Raw genomic sequence first — 23482 nt, forward strand, 5'->3', positions numbered from 1 at the left:
ATGAAGGAACCTTCACTAAAAACCCCTGTCGAAGGGTGGTATACTCGCGAAGCTATTTAGCCCTTTTCATTCAATACAACCAAAAGACGTGCCAAGTTAATGATGAATTTTGTAAAAAGTCCCATTAAAACATTGCTGCTAATTTCTAGTGCCTCTCTCCCTGTTTATGCTGCGCAGCCTACTGTTACACCTGATGCACCAACCGTTGCCGCCAAGGCTTACGTCTTGATGGATTATTATTCTGGCCAAATTATTGCTGAAAGCAATGCCTATGAGAGCCTTAATCCCGCCAGTTTAACTAAGATGATGACCAGTTATGTCATTGGCCAAGAAATTAAAGCGGGCAATGTATCCCCCGAAGATGATGTCACTATTACTAAGAATGCTTGGTCTAAAAACTTCCCTGACTCCTCTAAGATGTTCATCGAAGTCGGCAAAACCGTTAAAGTTGCTGATTTAAACCGAGGTATTATCATCCAGTCAGGCAACGATGCCTGTGTTGCTATGGCTGAGCATATCGCAGGAACCGAAGGTGCTTTCGTTGACATGATGAACTCATGGACGAAACAACTCGGCATGCGTGATAGCTACTTTGAAAACTCCCACGGTTTAGATTCCGATAACCATAAAACGACTGCCTATGATATGGCATTGTTAGGGGCTGCACTTATCCGTGACGTGCCTGAAGAATACCGTGTATACAGTGAAAAATTTTATACTTTCAACGGGATCAAACAATATAACCGTAATGGTTTATTGTGGGATAACAGCATGAATGTGGATGGCATAAAAACGGGCCACACCTCTGGAGCGGGCTATAACTTAGTGGCTTCAGCGACCAAAGATGGTATGCGCTTGATCTCTGTGGTAATGGGCACGCAAAGTGAAGCCGCCCGTAAAGCCGAAAGTAAAAAGCTGCTGACCTATGGTTTCCGTTTCTTTGAAACGATCACACCTTACAAAGCTGGCGATAGCTTTACAACCCAACAAATTTGGTACGGCGATAAAAGCACTGTCGATTTAGGGGTTGCGACTGATACACCTATCACAGTCAACCGGGGCCGCGCAAAAGACTTAAAAGCCAATTTTGAGCTAACTAAACAATTAGATGCACCACTGAAAAAAGGTGAAACTGTAGGCCGACTATTTTTCCAATTAGATGGAAAAGACATAGCCCAATACCCGTTAGTAACCTTAGAAGAAGTGAATGAGGGTAGCTGGTTTAGCAAATTAGTTGATTACTTTAAGCAACTGTTTTCTGGTTGGTTTAGTTAAACCGAACCAGAAGAACAAAGCCACCTTAAGGTGGCTTTGTTTTTTTGGGGAGTGCATCCCCCTTGAATCGGTTATAATCGCCACCATATATACCCAAACAACCTGAATCCTGCATCTTCAGGTTGTTTGGGTATATCCCCCATTACAGATTAAGAGCACTGATTATGTTAGACACCAAATTTGATGAACTGATGGATTTTCCCTGCGCATTCCCATTCAAAGTCGTAGGTGAGGCCCATGAAGCTTTAACAGATAGAGTCGTCGCTGTCGTTCAAAAGCACGCGCCAGGTGATTATGCCCCCACAACCAAGGCATCGAGCAAAGGTAGCTATTACTCGATCACTATTCGCGTCACTGTCACCAGTAAAGATCATATTGAAACTTTGTATACCGAACTTGCCGCTATCGAAGGCGTTCGCCGCGTGCTATAAGTGTTCCTCATGGCTATAAAATGTGATCTATCTTACATTTATGGTCAAGAGGCGTATAATGACGCCACTCAATTTTAAGGGGAGAGGTTGCCCTTGCAAGACACGACTTTGCATATCCGACACCTGGGAAAACAAGATTACGGATCAGTTTGGCATGCCATGCAGCATTACACTGACACGCGTAACAGTGAGAGCCCAGACGAGCTGTGGATAGTAGAACACCCACCCGTGTTTACCCAAGGCCAAGCAGGTAAGAGTGAACATATCTTAAATGCTGGCGATATCCCCGTTATTCAGGTGGATCGCGGTGGTCAAGTGACATATCACGGCCCAGGGCAATTAGTGGTTTATCCTCTTCTCGATATCAAACGTAGTAAAGTCGGCGTACGTCAACTCGTTACTCATATAGAGCAAAGCATCATAGATATGCTCGCCAAGTATGATATCCAAGCCTACGCTAAGGCCGATGCACCGGGCGTATATGTAAATGAATGCAAAATAGCCTCCCTTGGATTACGCATCCGTAAAGGTTGTTCATTCCATGGATTAGCCTTAAATGTGGATATGGATCTCGCGCCATTTCGCCGTATCAACCCTTGCGGTTATGTCGGTCTTGAAATGGTACAATGCAAAGCGCTTGGCGGACCACAAACCGTGACAGAAGCAGGCGAACAACTCACTATTACTTTTAGCCAATTATTGGGCTATCAACATCTAGTTCATCATCAAGGATTAGCAGCGTCATGAATAGGCCAGAACGTTTACAACCCGGAGTCAAATTAAGGGATGCCGATAAAGTATCCCGTATTCCGGTAAAAATTGTGCCCTCCGAGCGCGATACCATGCTACGTAAACCCGATTGGTTACGGGTAAAACTACCCGCGTCGAATCAACGTATCTTAGATATTAAACAAGCGCTACGTAGCAATGGCTTACATTCAGTGTGCGAGGAGGCATCCTGCCCTAACCTCGCTGAATGCTTTAACCACGGCACTGCAACCTTTATGATTTTAGGGGCAATTTGTACTCGCCGCTGCCCATTCTGTGATGTTGCCCATGGCCGCCCTTTAAAACCTGATGCCGAAGAGCCGGTTAAATTGGCACAAACTATCCGCGATATGAAGCTTAAATACGTGGTTATTACCTCGGTTGATCGTGATGATTTACGCGATGGCGGCGCCCAGCATTTTGCCGATTGTATTCGTGAGATCCGCAAACTTAATCCAGAAATCAAAATTGAAACCTTAGTGCCTGATTTCCGTGGTCGTATCGATGCAGCCCTAGATATTTTAGCGACCGAACCACCGGATGTGTTTAACCACAACTTAGAAACGGCACCAATGCATTATCGCAAAGCGAGACCCGGTGCTAACTACCAGTGGTCACTCGAATTGCTAAAACGCTTTAAAGAACGTCATCCAAATGTGCCGACTAAATCAGGCCTGATGATGGGACTAGGTGAAACCAACGAGGAGATCGCTCAAGTACTGCGCGACTTACGCGAACATAAAGTTGAAATGCTGACCCTAGGCCAGTACCTACAACCTTCTAAGTTCCACTTACCCGTTGAGCGTTATGTGCCACCCGCAGAGTTTGCCGAGCTTAAAGCCCTTGCCGATGAGTTAGGCTTTACCCATGCAGCCTGTGGCCCACTGGTGCGTTCAAGCTACCATGCAGATCTACAAGCTCAGGGTAAAGAAGTTAAATAAGCTATTGTTTAATATGATCTTGTATAAAAAACAGCGCCATTGCGCTGTTTTTTATTGAGTGAAATGAAATGGGCTATTCAGAAGTGATCGCGAAATCCATCAAAATCGCATCTTCTCTCCCATCATCTGCACTGTAGTAACCTTTACGCCTGCCAGACTCAGTAAAGCCCATCTTTTGGTATAAAGCACGGGCCGCAAGATTAGACTCTCGTACTTCGAGCATCACCACCACAGCGCCAGAGTTTTTTGCAGCTTCAATCACTTCACTCAGTAATAACTTGCCATAACCATAACCTTGGTGCTCAGGTGCTAAGCAAATGTCCATCAGGGTCACTTCATCGAGGATCTGTTGGATAATGGCAAAACCAATTAACGTTTCAGCAGACATTTCTCCCGCTAGTGTTAAACCATATACGCGGTATAACGCGCCAAAACAATCGGCAAGATTGCCTTCACTCATAGGATGGGAGTGTGCGCTCGCTTCAATTGAGGCCATTTGAGGCACATCAGTTTGTTCAAGACGCACTAAGGTTAACTGTGGATTTAATATTTTAGAGTACTGAATATTCACGCATTAAGTCCCGAAGCTGATAGCGTTATTTATGCCTTAATGTGCTGCTCACGCCATTGGCAAATCTGTGACCATAGGGCTCGTTTAGCCTCACTCCCCGCAAGTAAACTCGCCAGAGGCTCAGAGACTAACCACGCAGTGCGAGGTCTCACTTTATGGCGACGTAAATCCCAAATAATTTGCTTTCCTTTATGGAGCTGACAATCAAAATCACATTCATCTGACGTGACACCAATTAACTCAAGCACCTGATCAATAAGTGCTTGTGCTTGCGGCAACGCGTCATCGGCATCCCAAATTACTTGATAGGGCTTAACCTTAGTGTCACGTATACGCCAAGAGGTAATCGCCATGGCTTCTAAATAGGCTGATTTATTCATGGGTTAGCTTAGATTCTTTCACTCATAGATCACAATGGCTTAAGAATACCAGTTATGCCTGGTTAATGTTACTGGCCTTGGAGACTGCAGCAACACGCGATAAAGGATAACCCACTCACAATCTAATTAAGCGATTTGGTAAATCTATTTTAATCGCTTTATTAAAAATCCTATTCTGCTAGTCTTAGTCCATCGAGTAGGACAATGAAAGGAAAATACCATGATTAACATCGGCATCAACCAAACTAACAGAGAAGATATCGCCGCAGGATTAAACCAGTTATTGGCCGACACTTACAGTCTTTATCTTAAGACCCACAGCTTCCACTGGAATGTCACTGGCCCAATGTTCACTAGCTTACACTTGCTATTTGAACAGCAGTATACCGAACTTGCCCTTGCGGTCGACCTTATCGCAGAGCGTGTACGGGCACTGGGAGCCAGAGCATTAGGCTCATATTCAGCCTATGCATCCTTGACAGAAATCAAAGAGGATCAAGGGGTAACCAAGGCTGAAACCATGATCCGCGAGCTGCTAAACGATCAGGAAATCGTTATCCGCAATGCGCGGGCACTTTATCCACTCGTAAGCAAAGCAAATGATGAAGCAACCGCCGATCTACTGACCCAACGCATTCAACTTCACGAAAAAAATGCTTGGATGCTTCGTAGCTTACTCGCAGAGTAATCGCTAAATAGATTATTGCTCTGACCAAAGCAAAAAAGTCGCCAAGTAAACACTTGGCGACTTTTGCCTTTAAAGCTTGATCACGCAAAATAGATTAGAGGTACTTAATCCAAGCCTGAGTGCTGTGTTTTTTATACTCGCTAAATCGCTTAACGGGATAATACAATGCGATGGCTAACACGCCCGCGATAAACCAAACCCATCCTATATTGCTCACGCCAAAGTACTCACCATAGTTTGCGCCAAAGATGAATTTCGCTAAAGTATAAAGCATTAACAGCACGTACAAATGTAAGATATAGAAGAACATAGGGACTGAGCCAAACACAGACAACCCATGGCCGACTCGCGCTAATCTCCCACCCACTTTCCCATTTGATGCAAAATACCGCTCAAAGGCCACTAAGCAAAAGAACATGCCGCCTAAAGTCACCAGTAAAAAGCTTAATGATGGCGGGTATTTCGTTAAGTTAAATACCGACATCAAGGTTTCACCCAAATGTGCCCCCGACTGCCAAGGCAAGGTTTCGCCATAAAGGTTAAACCCACGTAGCACCGCAAAAAGTACCCAACAGCTGATCCCTAAAAACAACAGCTTTTGCTGGCGAGCCAATGCATCAAGATTGCTTCCGTTCGGCTTATTACTAAAAAGTGGCCCTGCAACATAACCCAGTAAAATCACTCCAATCCAAGGCAGCACGGGATAACTCACCTTAACCCTAAGCGCACCTTCGCTGACGAGATAGCCGCGGTCGTGCAATATGGTCCACAGACCGTAAGCCCACTCATTGGGCTGAAAACCAATAGGCGTCAACAGATTATGGCCAAAAACAATCGCAAATCCTAAAAGGGCCATCCAAGGTCTAGGCAGGTTTATCAGTGCAGCGAGCGCTAGCATACTCAGACCAATCACCCAAATCACCTGTAACCAGAGGGTGTAATAGCTGACCATCCAAGAGAGGTTAGAGAAGTTAATCACTAAAATTTCCAGCGCGATTAAAAACAGCCCGCGTTTAATCAAAAACATACGTGCTGAACGTGGCTCACCATGGTTACGATTGGCATAAAGCCATGCAGAAACCCCGGTTAAGAACACAAAGACTGGCGCACAAAAATGGGCGGCAAAGCGACTCACAAAAAGCCCCCAAGAGGTCGAACTCAAATCCATAGGATCGCTCACCTGCATGTGAAAGAAAAACCGCTCCCGCACATGGTCGAGTAACATGATAAGCATCACCATGCCGCGCATCATATCGATACTATTGATCCGGGTGCGGCCAATAGAACGACCCAGTTCTTGCTCGGTAAAACCTGAAGATAACGCTGGATTAGCGCTGATATTAGAACTCATAGCTGACACTCACTTTAATACTACGTGGCTCGCCGGGTACGGCCCACAGAGCGGAATAACTACTCGCGATATAATGTTCATCCAGTATGTTATCCAGATTCACACCAAGGCTTAAGTTGTCGCTTAAGTGGGTGTTCATAAACAACCCAACTAACTGATAAGAAGGCAATTGAAAGCTAGGATCGGCTGAATCACCGAGGCGCGAATCTATATAGCGCCAACTTAATCCCAAATGCCCATCAATGGAAAAATCATTGAGATCTTGTTTCAACACAACACTCGCCGTTTGTTTAGGCACGTTAACCAGTGGACTTCCTGCGGGTATTTGTACGCCAAAGTCAACATTCAAAGTATCGTTGGCTGTACGCGTATTAAGATAGGCATAGGATAGTCTGCCTTGTAATGACTCAGTCAGATCGGCCGCGATATCTAATTCAAGCCCAGTACTTTTCGCTTCACCCAAGGTGGCAGAAAACCCCACATTCACCGGATCTGAAGTTAAAATATTGCTCTTCTTAGCATCAAACACAGCTAAACTACCATTTATGGAAAGGTCGTTAAGCCAAGCACCATTAAACTTCATGCCCAGCTCTACAGATTTACTCTCCTCAGCCTCAAAGGGATTACCCGCATAATCAGTTCCCGAAAGCGGTAAAAAGCCTTCAGAATAAGAACTATAGAAACTTAACGCCTCTGACCATAAATAGACGAGACCCACTTTAGGGCTAACCCGATTATCGGTTTGTTCCGATAGGGTATCTTTAGCTGTTTCACTAATGTCCTGCTGGTAGGTGTCGAACCTCAGTCCTAAATGTAATTTCCACTTTTCAGTTAAATCCATTTGATCTTGAAGATAAGTGCCCCATGCCTTCTGGGTTTCCTCATTCTCATACAGCAAACTCACCTCTGGCTGGGTTCCTCCATATTGAGGCTCAAAAATATCGATGGCATATTCACCTTTTTGACCTCGATAGCGATAAAGCCCCGTCTTCAAATTGTAATGATAGGCATCGGCCCCAAGCAGCAAATTATGGCGAATAAAATTGGTATCGAGATGACCACTTAATTCAAAACGCAGGGAATTATCCTCAGAGGCATAGTCCCTATATCTGTGCTGGCGAGTCAGTGTACGACCATCATCAAATAAAGATTGACGCCCCTTTGCCAGCTCAGCATCGGAGGAATAACCCTTTAAGGTGGAATCGCGATAGTTATAACCCGCAGTTAATGACCAATCATCATTTAATTCATAGTCATAGGTCAGTTGATGCCCTGTAGCATTAACCTTCGTTGCGCCATCATTAGGCTCACCTAGATAACGTGAGCGCGATACTGTGTTGATATTGTTATTGAGCACAATAACGCCGCGATCGAATAGCTGTTCCTGTTTAAGGTATTCCATCTCATAGAGTAATGAGGCCTTATCGGAGATCTGCCAACGCACAGAAGGCGTAACTATCTTCTTGTCACTAAATACATAATCACGAAAACTATCGTATTCCTGCCAAGCACCATTGATACGAAAAGCCACTGACTCCGTCAAACCAGAGGTAACATCACCTTCGAGCCGATACTGATCGAAACTCCCCGCTGATGCCTTAACATAACCGCCAGTCTCATATTGTGGTTTCTTTGTCACAATATTGACCGTTCCACCAGGCTCAGAACGCCCGTAAAGTGCAGAACCTGGGCCCTTTAATATTTCCACATAGGCCACATTAGAGAGATCTCTATGACCGCTAAAACCACGACCACCATTAAAACCATTAATCAGATAGCCAGATGGCATATTTTCATTGCCCGGAAAACCGCGCAAAGAAAAGCTATCCCATAACCCGCCACCGTTATTTTGCCGCGCTACACTGGCGGAATAATCCAATACATCCTGAAACCTTGTAAGGCCCGCATCTTTTATCAATTGTTCATCTAACACACTAATCGCTTGAGGAAGCGCCTCAGAGGGCACATTGCCACGGTAGGCTTGACGATAATGGATACTTAAACGCTCGATATTTGTATCGATAGCTTGTTGACTCGATTGAGTCTCCTCAGTGGCAAAAACCATTGAAGAATTAAATGCAACGAAAGCGCCCATCAAAAGCGCTACGCGCTTTGGGAAAGCAAAATAAGTCATTTTCACTCCGAAAATAAACAGCATCAGCGCCTTAGTAAAACCAAGACACTAAAAATGAATCAATTAATGAATTTAATCAGAAAGTTATGCTGCTATCGGTGGTGCGCGACTATTAAAGAAACGACTAAAAAGTTGTTCAAAGGAAACGACTTGAAACTCAACGCGGATATAGCTTTGTTGAGACAGTTGGAAATGAAAGGGTGTACTCGTTAACGCATGTTGTACTTGGTGCTGGTGTAAGCAAAGCACACAATGGGTTGTTGAATCATCTTTTAAATGGGAAACACTGTGAGCAGCCGAAGCCACAGACAATAGCACCAATATGGCAATAAGCCATATCGCTAGGGTGCGTCTTGTGTGCATCACACTGTTCAAACCATACTTCCTCAAATAATTTGGCAGGCGATTGTATGTTAAGAACAACTAAAGTTGCAAATCGATTTACCTAAGCCATGACGCTCAAATGTTACAAGAGGGATATGACAGTTTTTTGAAAGAAGGAAATGACGGCGAATAAATTGAGATGACGGAATGTGATTGAGGATACGTTACAGAAAAAAGAAACGGCTCGCATATTTCTATGCAAGCCGTTGTTTTATTTGGCAGGGGTGGCAGGACTCGAACCCGCAACCATCGGTTTTGGAGACCGCTGTTCTACCAATTGGAACTACACCCCTGTTGACGTGGGGCATTATGCTAAAAGCACTCTCAAAGGTAAAGGACTTTTTCTAACAAACCCAATTAACTGAAGATTTTTCAAACAAGTTTTATCATGAGTGTTGATTTAGTTGGTATAACGATGAAAAACACACCATGCCAGCCAAGTAGCGTTGCACTGCAACCTTGACGCGATCGGATAAATCCCTCCCGATAACCTCCTCTGCTAAATAAGCCGTATTTAGTGGTGAGATGCCCGAATAAAGCGTCGTCATAAACGCAGTTATCGAAAAAATATCTGAGTTCGATTTATAAAATCGGTGTTTTATAGTATAAGCATCGTCAATTTCATACACAGCTCCACGGAACCCTTCATGTCTGACAAATTTTTCTTTAAAGGCCGTAAAACGCCTAAGCCAAAGCACGAAAGTTATGGCTACAACACTAAACGTACCGCTAAACCTGGAACAGAAGCTTTTCCCCTGCAATTAATCGTTGCCGATGAAGCACGTAAACTTGAAGTTGCCGCTATTGTTGCCGAGCACCAACTGTTTGCCAATATCGAAATCAATGCCGAAGTTGCTGAAGACATCATTGAATTAGAAGGTTTATTGAATAAACCTAAGACCACAACTTTTGAGAAAAAGCCGAACCGTAATGAGCCATGCGCCTGCGGTAGTGGTCAAAAGTTCAAAAAATGCTGTGGCAAGTAAGTCCAAACTAAATCGCATTGATAGGGTCTTTTTGCTACGACGAGAACGAGTCCCTTTCCGCTTATATCTTCCAGTTAGATCCTATTCAAACCATCCATAACTCGATTAATCTTCAATAGGTGAGATAAAAATTCGCTGTAGATCGTTATTCCATAATTGAATGATTTTGCGGGTCTTTTCTTTATTCCAAAAACACTTACCGAATAAAATCAGCCCTGCGCCTTCTAAATCACGTTTATCTTCAATGGCAAATTGCTTTAATAGTTTTGCCTTTACCCCATCGATAGGAATACCTATATCTTTACTGTCAGCGGGATTGAGCCAATTCATGGTTGGATCCGTATGTGAAATCGTCCCCCAATACATATGAGGCTTATTATCACTGGGATCGGCATCGGCAAAATTCACAAATAGATTCTTTGCCCGCCAGCGGTATTTACGCTCACTATCTGTATACACCCAGAGGTTGGATGTGGCTAAATCGGAACCACGCAGTAAACTGTGGAGCAACTTTTCTAAACCTTGGCTCGGGACGCGTTGTTCTTTGAGTGGGGTATCTTTTGGCATGTCGACCTGATATTGCATCGGGGCTTCTTGCACTGTGTCAACGTTAACCTTCTTTACTTCAATATCCGCAATCTGCGCTGAATTAAGTATGGCTTTATCTGCGTTTTCCTTTGACTTGGCGCTGCTAGATTTAGCTATTCTCGGTTTACGGCTAAAATCGATCATCAGCGCATCGGCATCCACCAGCTGTTGATGCACTTCGATGGCATCTTGTTCTTCTCGGGATTTTTGTACCGAAGGTTTAAATTCAATGCAATCAATTTGATGATAGCGGGATCCAAAGCAGGCAGCTTTGCCATCTTTTGAGGCTTTACGGAAATAGGCTTTACCGCCACAGGCAGGGCAAAATAACCTTTGACGCAGACGCTCAATATCCGCTTCGGACAAGTGCTGAAACGTAAATACGCTGTATGTCACTCGAATTGCGTCGCCTTGCTCGGGATCGAGTTCACAAATCGCATCTAACATAGCGCCCCCTTTCCCTTTTTATGGCTTAAGTATTTTTGAGCTTAAAGCCATGTATTAACCCCGAGCGTCACTAGCCCTAACAAAAACAACATCCCAATGACTCGGTATATCAAGCCCAAAGTGCTGGTTCCCTGTGAGCTAACATTGGAGCTAAGTGGATCCGCTTTCAACTTAGCCCGAGTTTCTTTGGTATTCAAAATCATCCCTTTACCCATTGGCCTGTTCAAAATAGACAGCAAGTCGAGCCGTTAGGTTTTGAGTAAGCAACTGAGCATTCGCTTCTAATGATGCCAGATAAAATGGCTTAAGTTTGTCAATTAGCTCGCTAAAACAATGTTGCGCTGCCAATGCATCTAAGGCGGCATAAACAATTTGTGTAGAAGTTAGAGGTACCTGTTGCCAATTCGATAGGGTCACTTTTTTGGGCTTATCGATACGCTTTTGCAGTAAAGTGGCGACCAGTTGACGAGTACCCATTTCTTTACCCGCCCCAAGCTGTGCTAGCGCCCAGTTCAAATCTAACCTCGGCGTGACATTAATCCCCCACTCCCGCGTTAATGCTTGACCGTCACTTCTAAGGCCAATACCCACTTTTAAGATATTCTCATCCTCAAGCACAGGTTTTAATAACACTAACTGCTCAGCTAACAGCGCATGTTGAAACAAATAGCAGGTGTCATGGGTCGCGATTTGGATCAAACTTAAGGGATGCTGCACTCCGCGCTCAAAACTTGCGCGAGTTTCGGTATCAAACCCAATGACACGCTGCTCGCTTATGCTTTGCAGCACTGTTGTTAATTCATCAGGCTGAACCACAACCACTCGCGTACCCTCAAGCTCGAAAGGGGCTAATTGGGATAACTCAATATCATCAAGACGAGTGATAAGTGCAAGCTTTTGTTTAAACCACAATAACTTAAGTTCAGGCCCTATTAATTTAGGCAAAGCATCTATTGCAACTGAAGTATCAGACTGTGCTGCTTGGGCCAAATAGGCGCTACCCGCCGCATCCATTACTGCAATCAAACCATCGGCATTCTCGCTTAGCTCCTGACGTAGCCAAGCTAACTTATTGGGCGAAAGGCAATACTTCATTAACTTCATCACACCGTCCTTGAGAGCTTAAAGAATAACTTCCGTTAGAAACCATTCCTATATCGAACTATCTTCCACCAAAACCAACAATTAGCTACGCAGCTTTTGAATTCCCGCCATAAGAAAAACAGCAAGGGCGCCCGCAAGCACACCAAATAACCCGTTGAGCATGCTAGGCGTGAGAACCGCCAGGACAGGGCCGATAACACTGATTGCAGCAATAGCTTGTTGCGCATGGTGAATTTGCTCACCGATGATATGCAAACCATGGGTTAAAATCCCGCCGCCCACCATAAACATGGCCGCTGTGCCGATAATGGTTAAACTTTTCATCAATACGGGCGCCGCGCTTAACAAACTAAAACCGAGTTTGCGATTAAGCTGCATCACCACAGATGTACCTTGGCGCTGGCTTAAGTACAAACCTGCATCATCCATTTTAACGATTGCAGCAACGAGCCCATACACGCCAATGGTCATAATAATGCCAATAGTGGCTAAGGTGAAAAACTGTGTCGTAAGGGGCTTATCCGCCACTATACCAAGGGTGATGGCAATAATTTCTGCCGATAATACAAAGTCGGTGCGAATAGCCCCCTTCACTTTTTCGGCCTCGTAAGCGGCTAAATCGGCTATCTGTGGCAGTTCGTGTTCTGCTTTGCTCTCGCCGTGTTTTTTGTCTTTCCGATGAATATAACTATGGTGTAGTTTTTCAAAACCTTCGAAACACAAAAATAGCCCACCAAACATCAGTAATGGCGTAACAGCCCAAGGAATAAACGCGCTGATAAGCATGGCCGCTGGCACCAAAATCAACTTATTGCGAAATGATCCTAAAGCAACAGCCCAGACAACGGGCAACTCACGGTCAGCACTGACACCTGTCACCTGCTGGGCATTAAGCGCTAAATCATCCCCTAGCACCCCTGCGGTTTTCTTTGCTGCAACCTTACTCATCACTGCCACATCATCTAAAATCGATGCGATATCATCGAGTAAAGTTAATAAACTCGCCCCAGCCATAAAACTTCCTTAATAAATAGCATTCTGCTTTTACCATAGTAACTTAGTTAGATTAGATGCGCATAATGAAATGCTTTTCATCTTAACTGCTTAAGTCGCTTACATTATTCGAACAGTTTTATCATGTAGAAATACCATGAATGCAGATCACACTGACAATGGAATAGCCCCACATTATTTGTCGGAAAAGAGTATACTAACCCCAGAATTTTTTACTCATTTGCCGTTACAGGATGTCAACATGACTCAAGATGAAATGAAAAAAGCTGCCGGTTGGGCCGCGCTAAAGTACGTTGAAAAAGACAGTATTGTAGGTGTAGGCACAGGCTCGACTGTAAACCACTTTATTGATGCATTAGCGACCATGAAAGCTGATATCGAAGGCGCGGTTTCAAGCTCGGAAGCGTCCACTCAGAAAATGAAAGCACTGGGTATTCCCGTTTATGACTTAAACAGCGTGGATCGTTTATCTGTCTATGTGGACGGAGCCGATGAAATCAACGACCGTATGGATATGATCAAAGGCGGCGGCGCGGCATTAACCCGTGAAAAAATTGTCTCCGCGGTCGCTGAAAAGTTTATTTGCATCGTCGATAACACAAAACAAGTGGATATCTTAGGTGAATTCCCTCTGCCAGTTGAAGTGATCCCAATGGCACGTTCTTATGTTGCCCGCCAATTAGTCAAACTAGGTGGAGATCCAGTATATCGCGAAGGTGTTGTTACCGATAACGGCAACGTAATCCTCGATGTATACAATCTTAAGATCCTTAATCCAAAAGAATTAGAAAGTCAGATCAATGAGATAGTCGGTGTGGTGACTAATGGGCTGTTTGCTAAACGCGGTGCCGATATATTGTTAGTTGGCACGCCTGATGGCGTAAAAACGTTCACCGCCAAATAAGCTCAGCGTTAAAGAGCCCATAGCAATCACGGGGCTACAGATGTAAAAAACACTGTAAAAATGCCAGCCACTTTATACAAGGGCTGGCATTTTTTATGACTCAGTTTTATCTAGCTCAATTTTATCTTGCTCAGCTCACCATCGCTGGCAGCTTATATCAAAAGCTTGGCTTACCAAGCTCTCGCGACTCTCTACCAAGCTCTGGCGACTAAACCTTTTAAGTAGAATCCTTCAGGGAAGGCGCTACCGATTGGGTGATCGCTCGCTTGGCTTAAACGTTCGATAAATTGGATTTCACGTTTCGCATCGAGCGCAGCATCGGCCACGATTTTTTGGAACAGATCTGCTGGCATTAATCCTGAACAAGAGAAGGTCAATAATACGCCGCCCGGATTCAACAACTGCAATGCAATCATATTGATATCCTTATAACCGCGGCAAGCACCATTCAACTGTGCCTTATTATCGGCAAACTTAGGTGGGTCAAGCACGATCACATCGAAGGTTTTACCCTCATCCCGGTATTGGCGCAGCAACTTGAACACATCGGCTTCGTTGTAATGCACATTGTCATCACTCAAACCGTTCACTTGCATATTTTGACGCGCTGTCGCTAATGCCAGAGAAGACACATCGACGTTTTCAATACTGGCAGCGCCTGCTTTCGCGGCGTACAGACCAAAAGTGCCTGTGTAGCAAAAACAGTTCAGCACGGATTTGCCTTTAACAAAACGGGCCGCAATGGCGCGGTTATCACGTTGGTCGAGATAGAAACCTGTCTTATGGCCTTTGATCACATCGACGGCGATCTTGATACCGTTCTCTTCGATAATCACCGGCATGTCAGGCAGAGTGCCGTGCAGTAAACCGGTGACGGGCAACAGGCCTTCTTTCTTACGGGAATCCACATCAGAACGCTCATAGATAGCGCAATCTGGGTATTGCTCAGCCAATAACTCGACTAAGGTATCGCGCCACAAATCAGCACCTGTGCTCAATAACTGGCACACTAACACGTTGGCATATCTATCAATTGTGATACCGGGTAAGCCATCGGACTCGGCTGCCACTAAACGATAACCCGTTAAGCCTTGCTCGCGGATTAAATCATTACGGCCAATTTGCGCCCGCTGTAAACGTCTGGCAAAAAAGTCGCGATCAATTTCTTCTTCACGATCGAATGTCCAAATCCGCACTTGGATTTGCGACTCAGGCGACCAAGCACCACGACCTAACCAATGACCATCATGGGCGACCACATCGACGGTCTCACCGGCCTCTGGTTTTCCTTTAATGTTATGAATAGCATTGGAAAATACCCAAGGATGACGACGCTCGAGCGACTTTTCGCGGCCGGGTTTAAGTTTGATTCTGATAGCCATAGTGCTGCCTGTAAAATAGTGCCGCCTTTAACAAAGGCTGAAGTCTAAAAATGGGAAACGGATGATATACCCAATGTTGCCTAAGTGCGAGTACCGAACGCACCTGACTTATAGGGCGCGAATAATACCTTATTTATCGCTAAAAATAAGCGCACTAAATCGCTTTATCGCCTATGAGCGAATGGCGAGTTCGACTATGACTGGCGCATGGTCCGTACTGTATGCATCGCGCTCATATTCAGGTCTGACTAAATGTCTATCGCAGGTTTGATAATCCACGACTTGAGCGAGGCTGCGCCCTTGATTGGCATCAAACTCACTCGATAGCAAAATATAATCTAACACTGAACCTTTGGGGCCATAATAGTGAGTGGCCGCCCTATGCTCCCTATGGTATTGCGCATTATTCCTTAAATTGGCCTCGATAAATAATTCATAGGCATCCTGTAATTGATATTGGGCAAATACCGCAGCAAGTGATGTATCGGAAAGATGACCTAAACCAGCCGCCTTAATATTACCACTGTGAATACTCTCGCCTCGAATAGTCAAGGCGTCCAACGCCCCCATCAACAGGCCATCATTAAAATCCCCCATCAACATCACTGGGTATCGACGGGCTTGCCTGCGTTTTAATATTCCATCAAACAATAAAGCGGCTTCAGCGCCACGTTGCATGGTCGATGCCCACCGCCCAAGCGCCTGCTCCACCAATAACTGAGTTTCAGCGTGCAATTTGATATTGGCTAACGTTTGATTGTCGGCATTGGCTGAGGTCATAGCATCCGTAGACTGAGCTATGGTTGGGATAGGTTCCAGAGCGAGTCCCGCGCGCTTAGATTTAAAGTGCACCACATAGCAGTCACACATACCAATTTGTGGTACATCCACAGTTGCCCGCAGTACCTTACGGCTAAAGGCAAACTCACTCGATAATCCCATGGCCGCGACTAATCGCAGGTCCGGCTCAACGCTGACCACCTCGATAATCGGATAACGGGAAGCCAAAGCAACAACCGGACTTCGATATATATAATCACTGATTAACGTAGGTTTATCGACAGTGGCAAAATGTACGAGACCCTGTGCTTTAGCGATATCGATAAGTGGCTCAGGACTAAAGACTTCCTGAAACCCCACGATATCGGGCTGACGATGGGCTAGAAACTCACTCAGCCAGTGACACTTTTTCTTCCATTGACCATGACTATAGATATTTTCAAAATCATAATAGGCCAATGGCGGTTCGATAAAATTGAACAAGTTAACACTGGCAATTTTAAGATTAGCGCAAGGGGGAATTAACAAGCTAAATTCATCAGTATCAATATCTTGTACCACAGCCTACTCCCTAACAAACTGAACACTCAACAACTAACAACGAATATCGCCCACATCTTTACAACTCTTAGAATGCATCAAGGTATACCCAGAGCACACTAATACCAAATCATCCAAAACCTACAGTGATTATTGAGCAGCGCAGTCCAAACGCCATCGCCAATATTATTGGCGCCGTCGTTTACTTTAGCATAGCGATTATGGTGATCGATTTACCCACATCTTAAGCCATTTTGGTCACTGGTTAACCAGGTGTTCGGTCCACTTTTCATTTAACTTTCCTTAACTTGGTTCGTACCACAAATAGTCTAATAACCCTAAAAAATTTAGGCATAAACATTGAGGATCGGTTAATATTTTAGTATCAAACTTTATTTAACCTATCATTAACATTGCTATATTTGCAGTAGAGCCACTAGTGCAATTCTATAAGTAATAGCTATAACAGTACGAACGACGTGTTCAGAGGTCTTTATGTGGTTTAACTCCCAGCTAAAAAGAGAAAATAATATTCTCCAGCAACAACTTGCCGAGCAGCAGCGCTTACATCAAAGTGAAGTCGATGAGTTGAAAGCAATCATCCGTGAAAATGAAACAATGCAGCAACAGTCCCGTCAAAACTCAGATCTTTTTACCGAAGTGATCGCTTGCCAAAATCAAGGCGGAGAAATGTTAAATGCGATTCGCGATGGGTTAGCCAGCAGCGCATCACTCCTTACCGAAGAAGAGGAATCCTTATCCGAGCTCGATCAAGTTTTTGCTCAAACCCGTGTTGCCATTACCAACCTTGCTTCTAGAGCCAGTTATATTAATGAGCAAGCCAAACAAAGTATGCATGCGGTAATGGAACTCGATACAACAACCTCCTCTATCAATCAATTTGTGGCCGCTATCCAAGGTATTTCTGAACAAACAAACTTACTCGCACTGAATGCGGCCATCGAAGCAGCCCGAGCAGGCGAAGCTGGCCGTGGTTTTGCCGTGGTTGCAGATGAAGTGCGCCAACTCGCGAGTAAAGCCCATGAGGCTAGTAGCCAGATAGAAAAACTCGTGAAACAGATAGTTTCTCAAGCCAATGAAATTAAAAAAATTGTTGATAATAATCAAGCCAGTGCCGTTGATATTGCGGCATCATCGACTCAAATAGGACAAGTGGTTGAAGACGTACTCCAACGCTCACATAAAATGCAGTATGTGATCCACAATGCCGCGACAGCCTCTTTTTTGAATACCACCAAACTCGATCATGCAGTTTGGAAAACCCATATTTATCAATTAATTGAGAAACCACAACATAACCACGAGATGAACTCACATACTGAATGCCGTTTAGGTCAGGGGGATTTTAAAGGTTTTGGCGCTGAGAATTATCAACACTTGAGCAATTTCAAAGCATTAGATGCTCCGCATAAGGCGGTACACGAGGCGGGTAAAGCCGCTCTGAATGCAAGACATACAGGCAACTTAAGCGATATGGTCAAACAATTACATCAAATGGAAGATGCAAGTATGCGGGTCGTGTATTGCCTCGATAATCTAATGCATGATGTGCACCAAGGCTAAAATACGCCAAAATACACGGCACTATACCAACTAGGCTAATCTTAAGAGCACGATAGTGCGTGCTCTTTTCCTGAAAACCAATATCAAATTTTAATCTTATAAACCAAGCTAATAGCTATACTTGATAAAAATACGGTTCTTACCTTTAATCGTTTTAGAGCAGGCAGTCAGACTCAATTATAACGTTATAATTTTTAGGGTTATTAATGAAATTTGTCACTGGAATACTGCTACCTATTATGGTTTTCGCCACCCCTACTATCGCGGCAAAACCACTGAATATTTATACCGAAGAATGGTCACCGATCAGTTTCTCAGTTGATGGTAAAGCCACTGGTTTGGCTGTTCAAGTCGTTGAAGAAATACAAAAACGCATCAATAATCATGATCCCATCAAAGTCGTGCCATGGGCACGGGGCTGGAAAATGCTAACAGAACAGCCCAATGTCATGCTTTTTACCGTAACTCGAACAGAAGAAAGGGAAAACATGTTTACTATGATTGGCCCAGTTGCAATTGGGACAACTAATTTTTACGCTTTAAAAAACAGTGGGATAAAAATCACCAACCTAGATGATGCTAAGTCAGCCAGAGCGATCGGCGTTTACCGCGCCTCAGTTGAGGAGCGAATGCTACTCGAACAGGGATTTACCAATGTTGCCGCCTCTTCCACTCCGCTATTAAGCGCCAGGCAACTGATAAAAAATCGTATCGATCTCTGGTGTAATGCCAATTTAACAGCGCCAAGTATACTGGCTGATGCGGGTGCGAGTATTGATGATGTTGAATCCCTCTATACGATTAGTGCTAACCATCTTTATATCGCCTTTTCAAAGGGAACATCCAATGAAGTGATCAAGCAGTGGCAAAATAGTCTTGAAGCCATAAAAGAGGATGGAACCTTTGCGACGATTTATCATGCTTGGTTACCCAATGATGCACCACCGTTACAAACAGAACGGATCGGGCTCGCTCACTAAGCCCAATATTCTAAACTCCATTTCTCTTTAGAAGCACTTAAGACTCACTTAAAAAATAACCACTTAGAAAGGACTGTCGCAAATCCAGTTAATCCGCTCTCCAGTCAGCGGATGATCAAAGGCTAAGCGGGTCGCATGGAGCATTAATCTTGAGTTATTCGTGATCTTAGTCTTTGTTGCATCAGATATCGTCTTGGTACTTGTGACATCTAGTGCATGCACATCAGCTTTGTCAGTCACCCTCTCACCGACACCACCATAGAGGTCACAACCCATAATCGAGTGACCGAATTGCTGACTGTGGATCCTCAGTTGATGGGTGCGACCTGAAACTGGGGTAAATTCTACCCGCGTAGCAAAAGGTTCAGTTAACCGCTCAAGCACCCGATATTCGCTGATCGCAAGCTTGCCCGTGCTGTGGCAAATTTTCTGCAGCGGGAAATTGTCGACATCTTTAGCGATCGGCAGATTAATCACCCCACTGTCGTCAGTTAGATGCCCATGGAGTAATGCGGTATAACGCTTCTCGACCGTGCGCGCCTGAAACTGTTTAGTCAGCAAACCATTCACGGTTTTATTCAGCGCCACCAGCATAATACCTGAAGTGCCAAAATCGAGTCTGTGCAACAGAGTGGCCGTTGGGAAATCCTGCACTAATCGATAATGTACTGAATCAAGATTAAGCGGATTTTTCCCCGACAGACTCAATAAACCGCTCGGCTTATCAATCAGCAGAATGTCACTGTCTTGGTAGAGAATGCGTATTTGCCCAAGGCAAGGCGGCGCAATAAACGTATCAACTTTGGCAAGACTATCGACTGTAGCAGGCATAGTTTTCTCAGGTAACTAAGTAGGAAATACAATAGTAGAAAATACAATCAGCGAACAAGCACTCAAAACAAACTGAACAATTAAGCAAAAACAGATACTAGCCTAAATAATAAGGCCGCATAACCTAGGTTATACGGCCTTAATGAATGGCATGAACAGTTAAAGGCTTATCTCGCCAAAACACGCTCGTGTAATTCTTGCACTGAAGTCACATTGGTACGATCGTCAGCAGCATGGGCCATACAAGTGGCGAATGCAGCATTCATGGTCGTAGTGTAGTTCACTTTGTAACGCAGTGCACCGCGGCGTAACTGACGCGAGTCTTCAATCGCTTGACGACCTTCTGTCGTGTTAACAATGTAAGTGTACTCACCGTTCTTGATGCGATCGAGAATATGTGGACGACCTTCATGTACCTTGTTCACTAAACGTGGGTTAATGCCCGCTTCACCCAGAATAATGGCTGTACCGTGGGTCGCATCGATTTGGTAACCCAACTCGATTAACTTAGCCGCTAAATCGGCAACGCGTTTCTTATCACTGTTACGCACAGACAATAATGCACGACCCGACTTAGGCACTTCAGAAGTCGCACCTAACTGCGCCTTAGCATAAGCTTCTGCGAAGGTGTCACCCACGCCCATCACTTCACCGGTAGAGCGCATTTCTGGGCCTAACAGTGGATCAACACCTGGGAACTTGTTAAAGGGTAACACCACTTCTTTCACTGAATAGAAAGGTGGGATCACTTCTTTAGTAAAGTTTTGCGACTTCAAGCTTTGACCCGCCATCACGCGCGCGGCGATCTTAGCTAAAGGCACACCGGTCGCTTTGGACACGAATGGCACAGTACGGGCAGCACGTGGGTTAACTTCAATCATATAGATTTCGTTATCTTTCACGGCAAACTGTACGTTCATCAGACCGACTACACCGAGTTCCATCGCCAACTTGCCCACTTGGACACGCATACGGTCTTGGATTTCTTGGCTTAATGTGTACGGCGGCAGGGAACAGCCTGAGTCACCGGAGTGAACCCCAGCTTGCTCGATATGCTCCATAATTGCGCCAATCACAACTGTCTCGCCATCACATACCGCATCGATATCCACTTCAATCGCATCATCTAAGAAACGATCGAGTAGCACTGGCGATGCATTAGACACGCTCACGGCTTCATTGAAATAACGCAGTAAATCCTGTTGGTCGTAGACGATTTCCATCGCACGGCCACCCAATACATAGGATGGACGCACAACCAATGGATAACCGATACGCTCAGCGGCAATCACTGCGCCTTCAACTGTGGTGACAGTATCGTTCTCAGGCTGCTTCATCTCTAAGCGTTGAATCGCTTGCTGGAAACGCTCACGGTCTTCGGCGCGATCAATCGCATCCGGACTCGTCCCAATAATGGGCACTCCAGCAGCTTCTAAGGCTCGCGCTAATTTAAGTGGGGTTTGACCACCGTACTGCACGATAACGCCTTTTGGCTTCTCGATGCGGACGATTTCTAACACATCTTCCAGCGTGACAGGCTCAAAATAAAGACGATCTGAAGTGTCGTAATCGGTCGAAACGGTTTCAGGGTTACAGTTCACCATGATAGTTTCATAACCGTCTTCACGCAGTGCTAACGCCGCGTGTACACAGCAATAGTCAAACTCAATACCTTGACCAATACGGTTTGGCCCGCCACCTAAGACCATGATTTTGTCACGGTTAGATGGGTTAGCTTCACACTCTTCCTCGTAGGTCGAGTACATATAAGCCGTATCGGTCGCAAACTCTGCCGCACAGGTATCAACACGTTTGTAGACTGGGTGCAAGTCGAACTTATCACGCAGCTTACGCACTTCGGCTTCGTTCACCCCTAATACATCGGCTAAACGCGCATCGGCAAAACCTTTACGTTTAAGCTTACGCAGTAAATCATAATCCAGACCCGCTAAACCGCCTTCAGCAACAACGCCTTCGAGTTTAACAAGTTCTTCAATTTGCACGAGGAACCAAGGATCGATATTGGTCAGGCGGAAGATTTCGTCAAGGCCAAGACCCGCACGCATCGCATCGGCAATGTACCAAATCCGGTCACAACCGGGTTCTTTTAGCTCGAGGCGAATGCGCGACATCGCTTCAGGTTTAGACATATCTGTAATGGAGTCTAAACCGTTACGGTTAACCTCTAAACCACGCAAGGCTTTTTGCAGTGACTCTTGGAAAGTACGACCAATTGCCATTACTTCACCCACAGATTTCATCTGTGTGGTTAAGCGGTCATTTGCACCAGCAAACTTTTCAAAGTTAAAACGGGGTACTTTAGTCACGACGTAATCGATAGCAGGCTCGAATGATGCTGGCGTGCGACCGCCAGTGATGTCGTTCATCAGCTCATCAAGGGTGAAACCGACCGCTAACTTAGCGGCGATTTTAGCAATCGGGAAACCCGTGGCTTTAGATGCTAACGCAGATGAACGTGATACCCGAGGGTTCATCTCGATGATCACCATACGGCCATCGATTGGGTTAATACCAAACTGTACGTTCGAGCCGCCCGTTTCAACCCCAATCTCACGCAGTACGGCCATAGAGGCGTTACGCATGATTTGGTATTCTTTATCTGTTAGGGTTTGCGCGGGTGCTACGGTAATCGAGTCGCCTGTGTGTACGCCCATAGGATCGAAGTTTTCGATAGAACACACTATGATGCAGTTATCATTGCGGTCACGAACCACTTCCATCTCGTATTCTTTCCAACCGATTAAGCTCTCATCGATCAGCAGTTCTTTGGTTGGCGATAAATCCAAGCCTTGAGAACAGATTTCTTCGAACTCTTCCTTGTTGTAGGCAATACCACCACCCGAGCCACCCATAGTAAAGGATGGACGGATAATACAAGGGAAACCGACTTGATCGAGCACACCGTAGGCTTCTTCCATACTGTGGGCAATACCCGCACGTGGACACTCTAAACCGATGCGTTTCATCGCTCGGTCAAAGCGGCTACGGTCTTCGGCTTTGTCGATAGCATCGGCTGTCGCGCCAATCATCTCGACGTTAAATTCCGCCAGAACACCTTTGGCTTCGAGTTCTAATGCACAGTTCAGTGCGGTTTGGCCGCCCATGGTTGGCAGAATCGCGTCTGGACGTTCTTTAGCAATAATATTACGGACCACTTCCCAGTGGATTGGCTCGATATAAGTGGCATCGGCCATTTCAGGGTCAGTCATAATGGTGGCAGGGTTAGAGTTCACCAGAATGACACGGTAGCCTTCTTCACGCAGTGCTTTACACGCCTGCGCGCCTGAATAGTCAAACTCACATGCCTGACCAATAACAATCGGGCCGGCTCCTAGGATAAGAATACTCTTTATATCTGTACGTTTTGGCATTGCTTCTCTCTTCTCCTAGCTAGCGTA

Annotated in this window: 21 protein-coding genes and 1 tRNA gene; 9 read left to right on the top strand and 13 right to left on the bottom strand. The window is 45.1% G+C overall.

Annotated features, from left to right (window positions below):
• Positions 1-99 precede the first annotated feature (99 nt).
• From L2744_RS01670 to lipA, 4 genes are all read left to right on the top strand, one after another.
• Positions 100-1275, top strand: coding sequence for a serine hydrolase (locus L2744_RS01670; RefSeq protein ID WP_248990414.1), 1176 nt, complete (start codon positions 100-102; stop codon positions 1273-1275).
• Positions 1276-1439: 164 nt separating this feature from the next.
• Positions 1440-1706 (top strand): DUF493 family protein YbeD, encoded by a 267-nt coding sequence (ybeD, locus tag L2744_RS01675; protein WP_248990415.1) that lies wholly within the window; start codon positions 1440-1442, stop codon positions 1704-1706.
• A 93-nt stretch (positions 1707-1799) separates the two neighbouring features.
• A complete protein-coding gene (gene lipB, locus L2744_RS01680; protein WP_248990416.1) occupies positions 1800-2453 on the top strand; it encodes a lipoyl(octanoyl) transferase LipB in 654 nt (217 codons plus the stop codon).
• Positions 2450-3415 carry a lipoyl synthase gene (gene lipA, locus L2744_RS01685; RefSeq protein WP_248990417.1) on the top strand — a complete coding sequence of 322 codons (966 nt, stop codon included), beginning with the start codon at positions 2450-2452 and terminating at the stop codon, positions 3413-3415. The genes lipB and lipA overlap by 4 nt, the downstream gene beginning before the upstream one ends.
• A gap of 73 nt (positions 3416-3488) precedes the next feature.
• Here lipA and rimI read toward each other — a convergent pair whose 3' ends face one another.
• Entirely contained in the window at positions 3489-3986 is a 498-nt protein-coding gene (rimI, locus tag L2744_RS01690) for a ribosomal protein S18-alanine N-acetyltransferase (protein ID WP_248990418.1), read from the bottom strand.
• A 29-nt stretch (positions 3987-4015) separates the two neighbouring features.
• Entirely contained in the window at positions 4016-4366 is a 351-nt protein-coding gene (locus L2744_RS01695) for a DNA polymerase III subunit psi (protein ID WP_248990419.1), read from the bottom strand.
• 220 nt (positions 4367-4586) lie between these two features.
• Between L2744_RS01695 and dpsA the strand changes: the two genes are divergently transcribed.
• The gene (gene dpsA / locus L2744_RS01700) at positions 4587-5054 is read left to right on the top strand and encodes a DNA starvation/stationary phase protection protein DpsA (protein ID WP_248990420.1); all 468 of its coding nucleotides are present in this window, start codon (positions 4587-4589) and stop codon (positions 5052-5054) included.
• A 94-nt stretch (positions 5055-5148) separates the two neighbouring features.
• Here the strand turns inward: dpsA and L2744_RS01705 are convergent, their stop codons facing one another.
• The 4 genes from L2744_RS01705 to L2744_RS01720 all read right to left on the bottom strand — a co-directional run bounded on the left by L2744_RS01705 (position 5149) and on the right by L2744_RS01720 (position 9216).
• Entirely contained in the window at positions 5149-6405 is a 1257-nt protein-coding gene (locus tag L2744_RS01705; protein ID WP_248990421.1) for an acetyltransferase domain-containing protein, read from the bottom strand.
• Positions 6395-8539: a TonB-dependent siderophore receptor gene (locus L2744_RS01710; RefSeq protein WP_248990422.1), complete on the bottom strand. Its 2145-nt coding sequence runs from the start codon at positions 8537-8539 to the stop codon at positions 6395-6397. The genes L2744_RS01705 and L2744_RS01710 overlap by 11 nt, the downstream gene beginning before the upstream one ends.
• Positions 8540-8623: 84 nt before the next feature.
• A complete protein-coding gene (locus tag L2744_RS01715; RefSeq protein ID WP_248990423.1) occupies positions 8624-8914 on the bottom strand; it encodes a DUF2607 family protein in 291 nt (96 codons plus the stop codon).
• A gap of 225 nt (positions 8915-9139) precedes the next feature.
• Positions 9140-9216 (bottom strand) — tRNA-Trp (locus tag L2744_RS01720).
• A 354-nt stretch (positions 9217-9570) separates the two neighbouring features.
• On the opposite strand from L2744_RS01720, the gene L2744_RS01725 reads away from it, so the two are divergent.
• Positions 9571-9909, top strand: coding sequence for a PBPRA1643 family SWIM/SEC-C metal-binding motif protein (locus L2744_RS01725; RefSeq protein WP_248990424.1), 339 nt, complete (start codon positions 9571-9573; stop codon positions 9907-9909).
• Positions 9910-10014: 105 nt separating this feature from the next.
• Here the strand turns inward: L2744_RS01725 and L2744_RS01730 are convergent, their stop codons facing one another.
• The 3 genes from L2744_RS01730 to L2744_RS01740 form a co-directional block, all read right to left on the bottom strand.
• Positions 10015-10944 (bottom strand): hypothetical protein, encoded by a 930-nt coding sequence (locus L2744_RS01730; protein WP_248990425.1) that lies wholly within the window; start codon positions 10942-10944, stop codon positions 10015-10017.
• Positions 10945-11151: 207 nt separating this feature from the next.
• A complete protein-coding gene (locus L2744_RS01735) occupies positions 11152-12048 on the bottom strand; it encodes a 3'-5' exonuclease (RefSeq protein ID WP_248990426.1) in 897 nt (298 codons plus the stop codon).
• Positions 12049-12129: 81 nt separating this feature from the next.
• Positions 12130-13062 carry a DUF808 domain-containing protein gene (locus tag L2744_RS01740; RefSeq protein WP_248990427.1) on the bottom strand — a complete coding sequence of 311 codons (933 nt, stop codon included), beginning with the start codon at positions 13060-13062 and terminating at the stop codon, positions 12130-12132.
• Between the two features lie 241 nt (positions 13063-13303).
• On the opposite strand from L2744_RS01740, the gene rpiA reads away from it, so the two are divergent.
• Entirely contained in the window at positions 13304-13966 is a 663-nt protein-coding gene (gene rpiA, locus L2744_RS01745) for a ribose-5-phosphate isomerase RpiA (RefSeq protein ID WP_248990428.1), read from the top strand.
• 191 nt (positions 13967-14157) lie between these two features.
• On the opposite strand, the gene L2744_RS01750 is transcribed toward rpiA, so the two are convergent.
• Both L2744_RS01750 and L2744_RS01755 read right to left on the bottom strand, forming a co-directional pair.
• Positions 14158-15348: a class I SAM-dependent rRNA methyltransferase gene (locus tag L2744_RS01750; RefSeq protein ID WP_248990429.1), complete on the bottom strand. Its 1191-nt coding sequence runs from the start codon at positions 15346-15348 to the stop codon at positions 14158-14160.
• 171 nt (positions 15349-15519) lie between these two features.
• Positions 15520-16689 (bottom strand): endonuclease/exonuclease/phosphatase family protein, encoded by a 1170-nt coding sequence (locus L2744_RS01755; protein ID WP_248990430.1) that lies wholly within the window; start codon positions 16687-16689, stop codon positions 15520-15522.
• Positions 16690-17163: 474 nt separating this feature from the next.
• Here L2744_RS01755 and L2744_RS01760 point away from each other — a divergent pair, with 474 nt between their 5' ends.
• Together L2744_RS01760 and L2744_RS01765 are read left to right on the top strand one after the other, a co-directional pair.
• The gene (locus L2744_RS01760) at positions 17164-18252 is read left to right on the top strand and encodes a methyl-accepting chemotaxis protein (RefSeq protein WP_248990431.1); all 1089 of its coding nucleotides are present in this window, start codon (positions 17164-17166) and stop codon (positions 18250-18252) included.
• Between the two features lie 206 nt (positions 18253-18458).
• Positions 18459-19232: a substrate-binding periplasmic protein gene (locus L2744_RS01765; RefSeq protein WP_248990432.1), complete on the top strand. Its 774-nt coding sequence runs from the start codon at positions 18459-18461 to the stop codon at positions 19230-19232.
• 63 nt (positions 19233-19295) lie between these two features.
• Here L2744_RS01765 and L2744_RS01770 read toward each other — a convergent pair whose 3' ends face one another.
• Together L2744_RS01770 and carB are read right to left on the bottom strand one after the other, a co-directional pair.
• Positions 19296-20063, bottom strand: coding sequence for an RluA family pseudouridine synthase (locus L2744_RS01770; RefSeq protein ID WP_248990433.1), 768 nt, complete (start codon positions 20061-20063; stop codon positions 19296-19298).
• A 167-nt stretch (positions 20064-20230) separates the two neighbouring features.
• Positions 20231-23455 (bottom strand): carbamoyl-phosphate synthase large subunit, encoded by a 3225-nt coding sequence (carB, locus tag L2744_RS01775; RefSeq protein ID WP_248990434.1) that lies wholly within the window; start codon positions 23453-23455, stop codon positions 20231-20233.
• Between the last annotated feature and the right edge of the window lie 27 nt (positions 23456-23482).

It is taken from the genome of Shewanella profunda (genome assembly GCF_023283765.1).
Lineage (GTDB): Bacteria > Pseudomonadota > Gammaproteobacteria > Enterobacterales > Shewanellaceae > Shewanella > Shewanella profunda.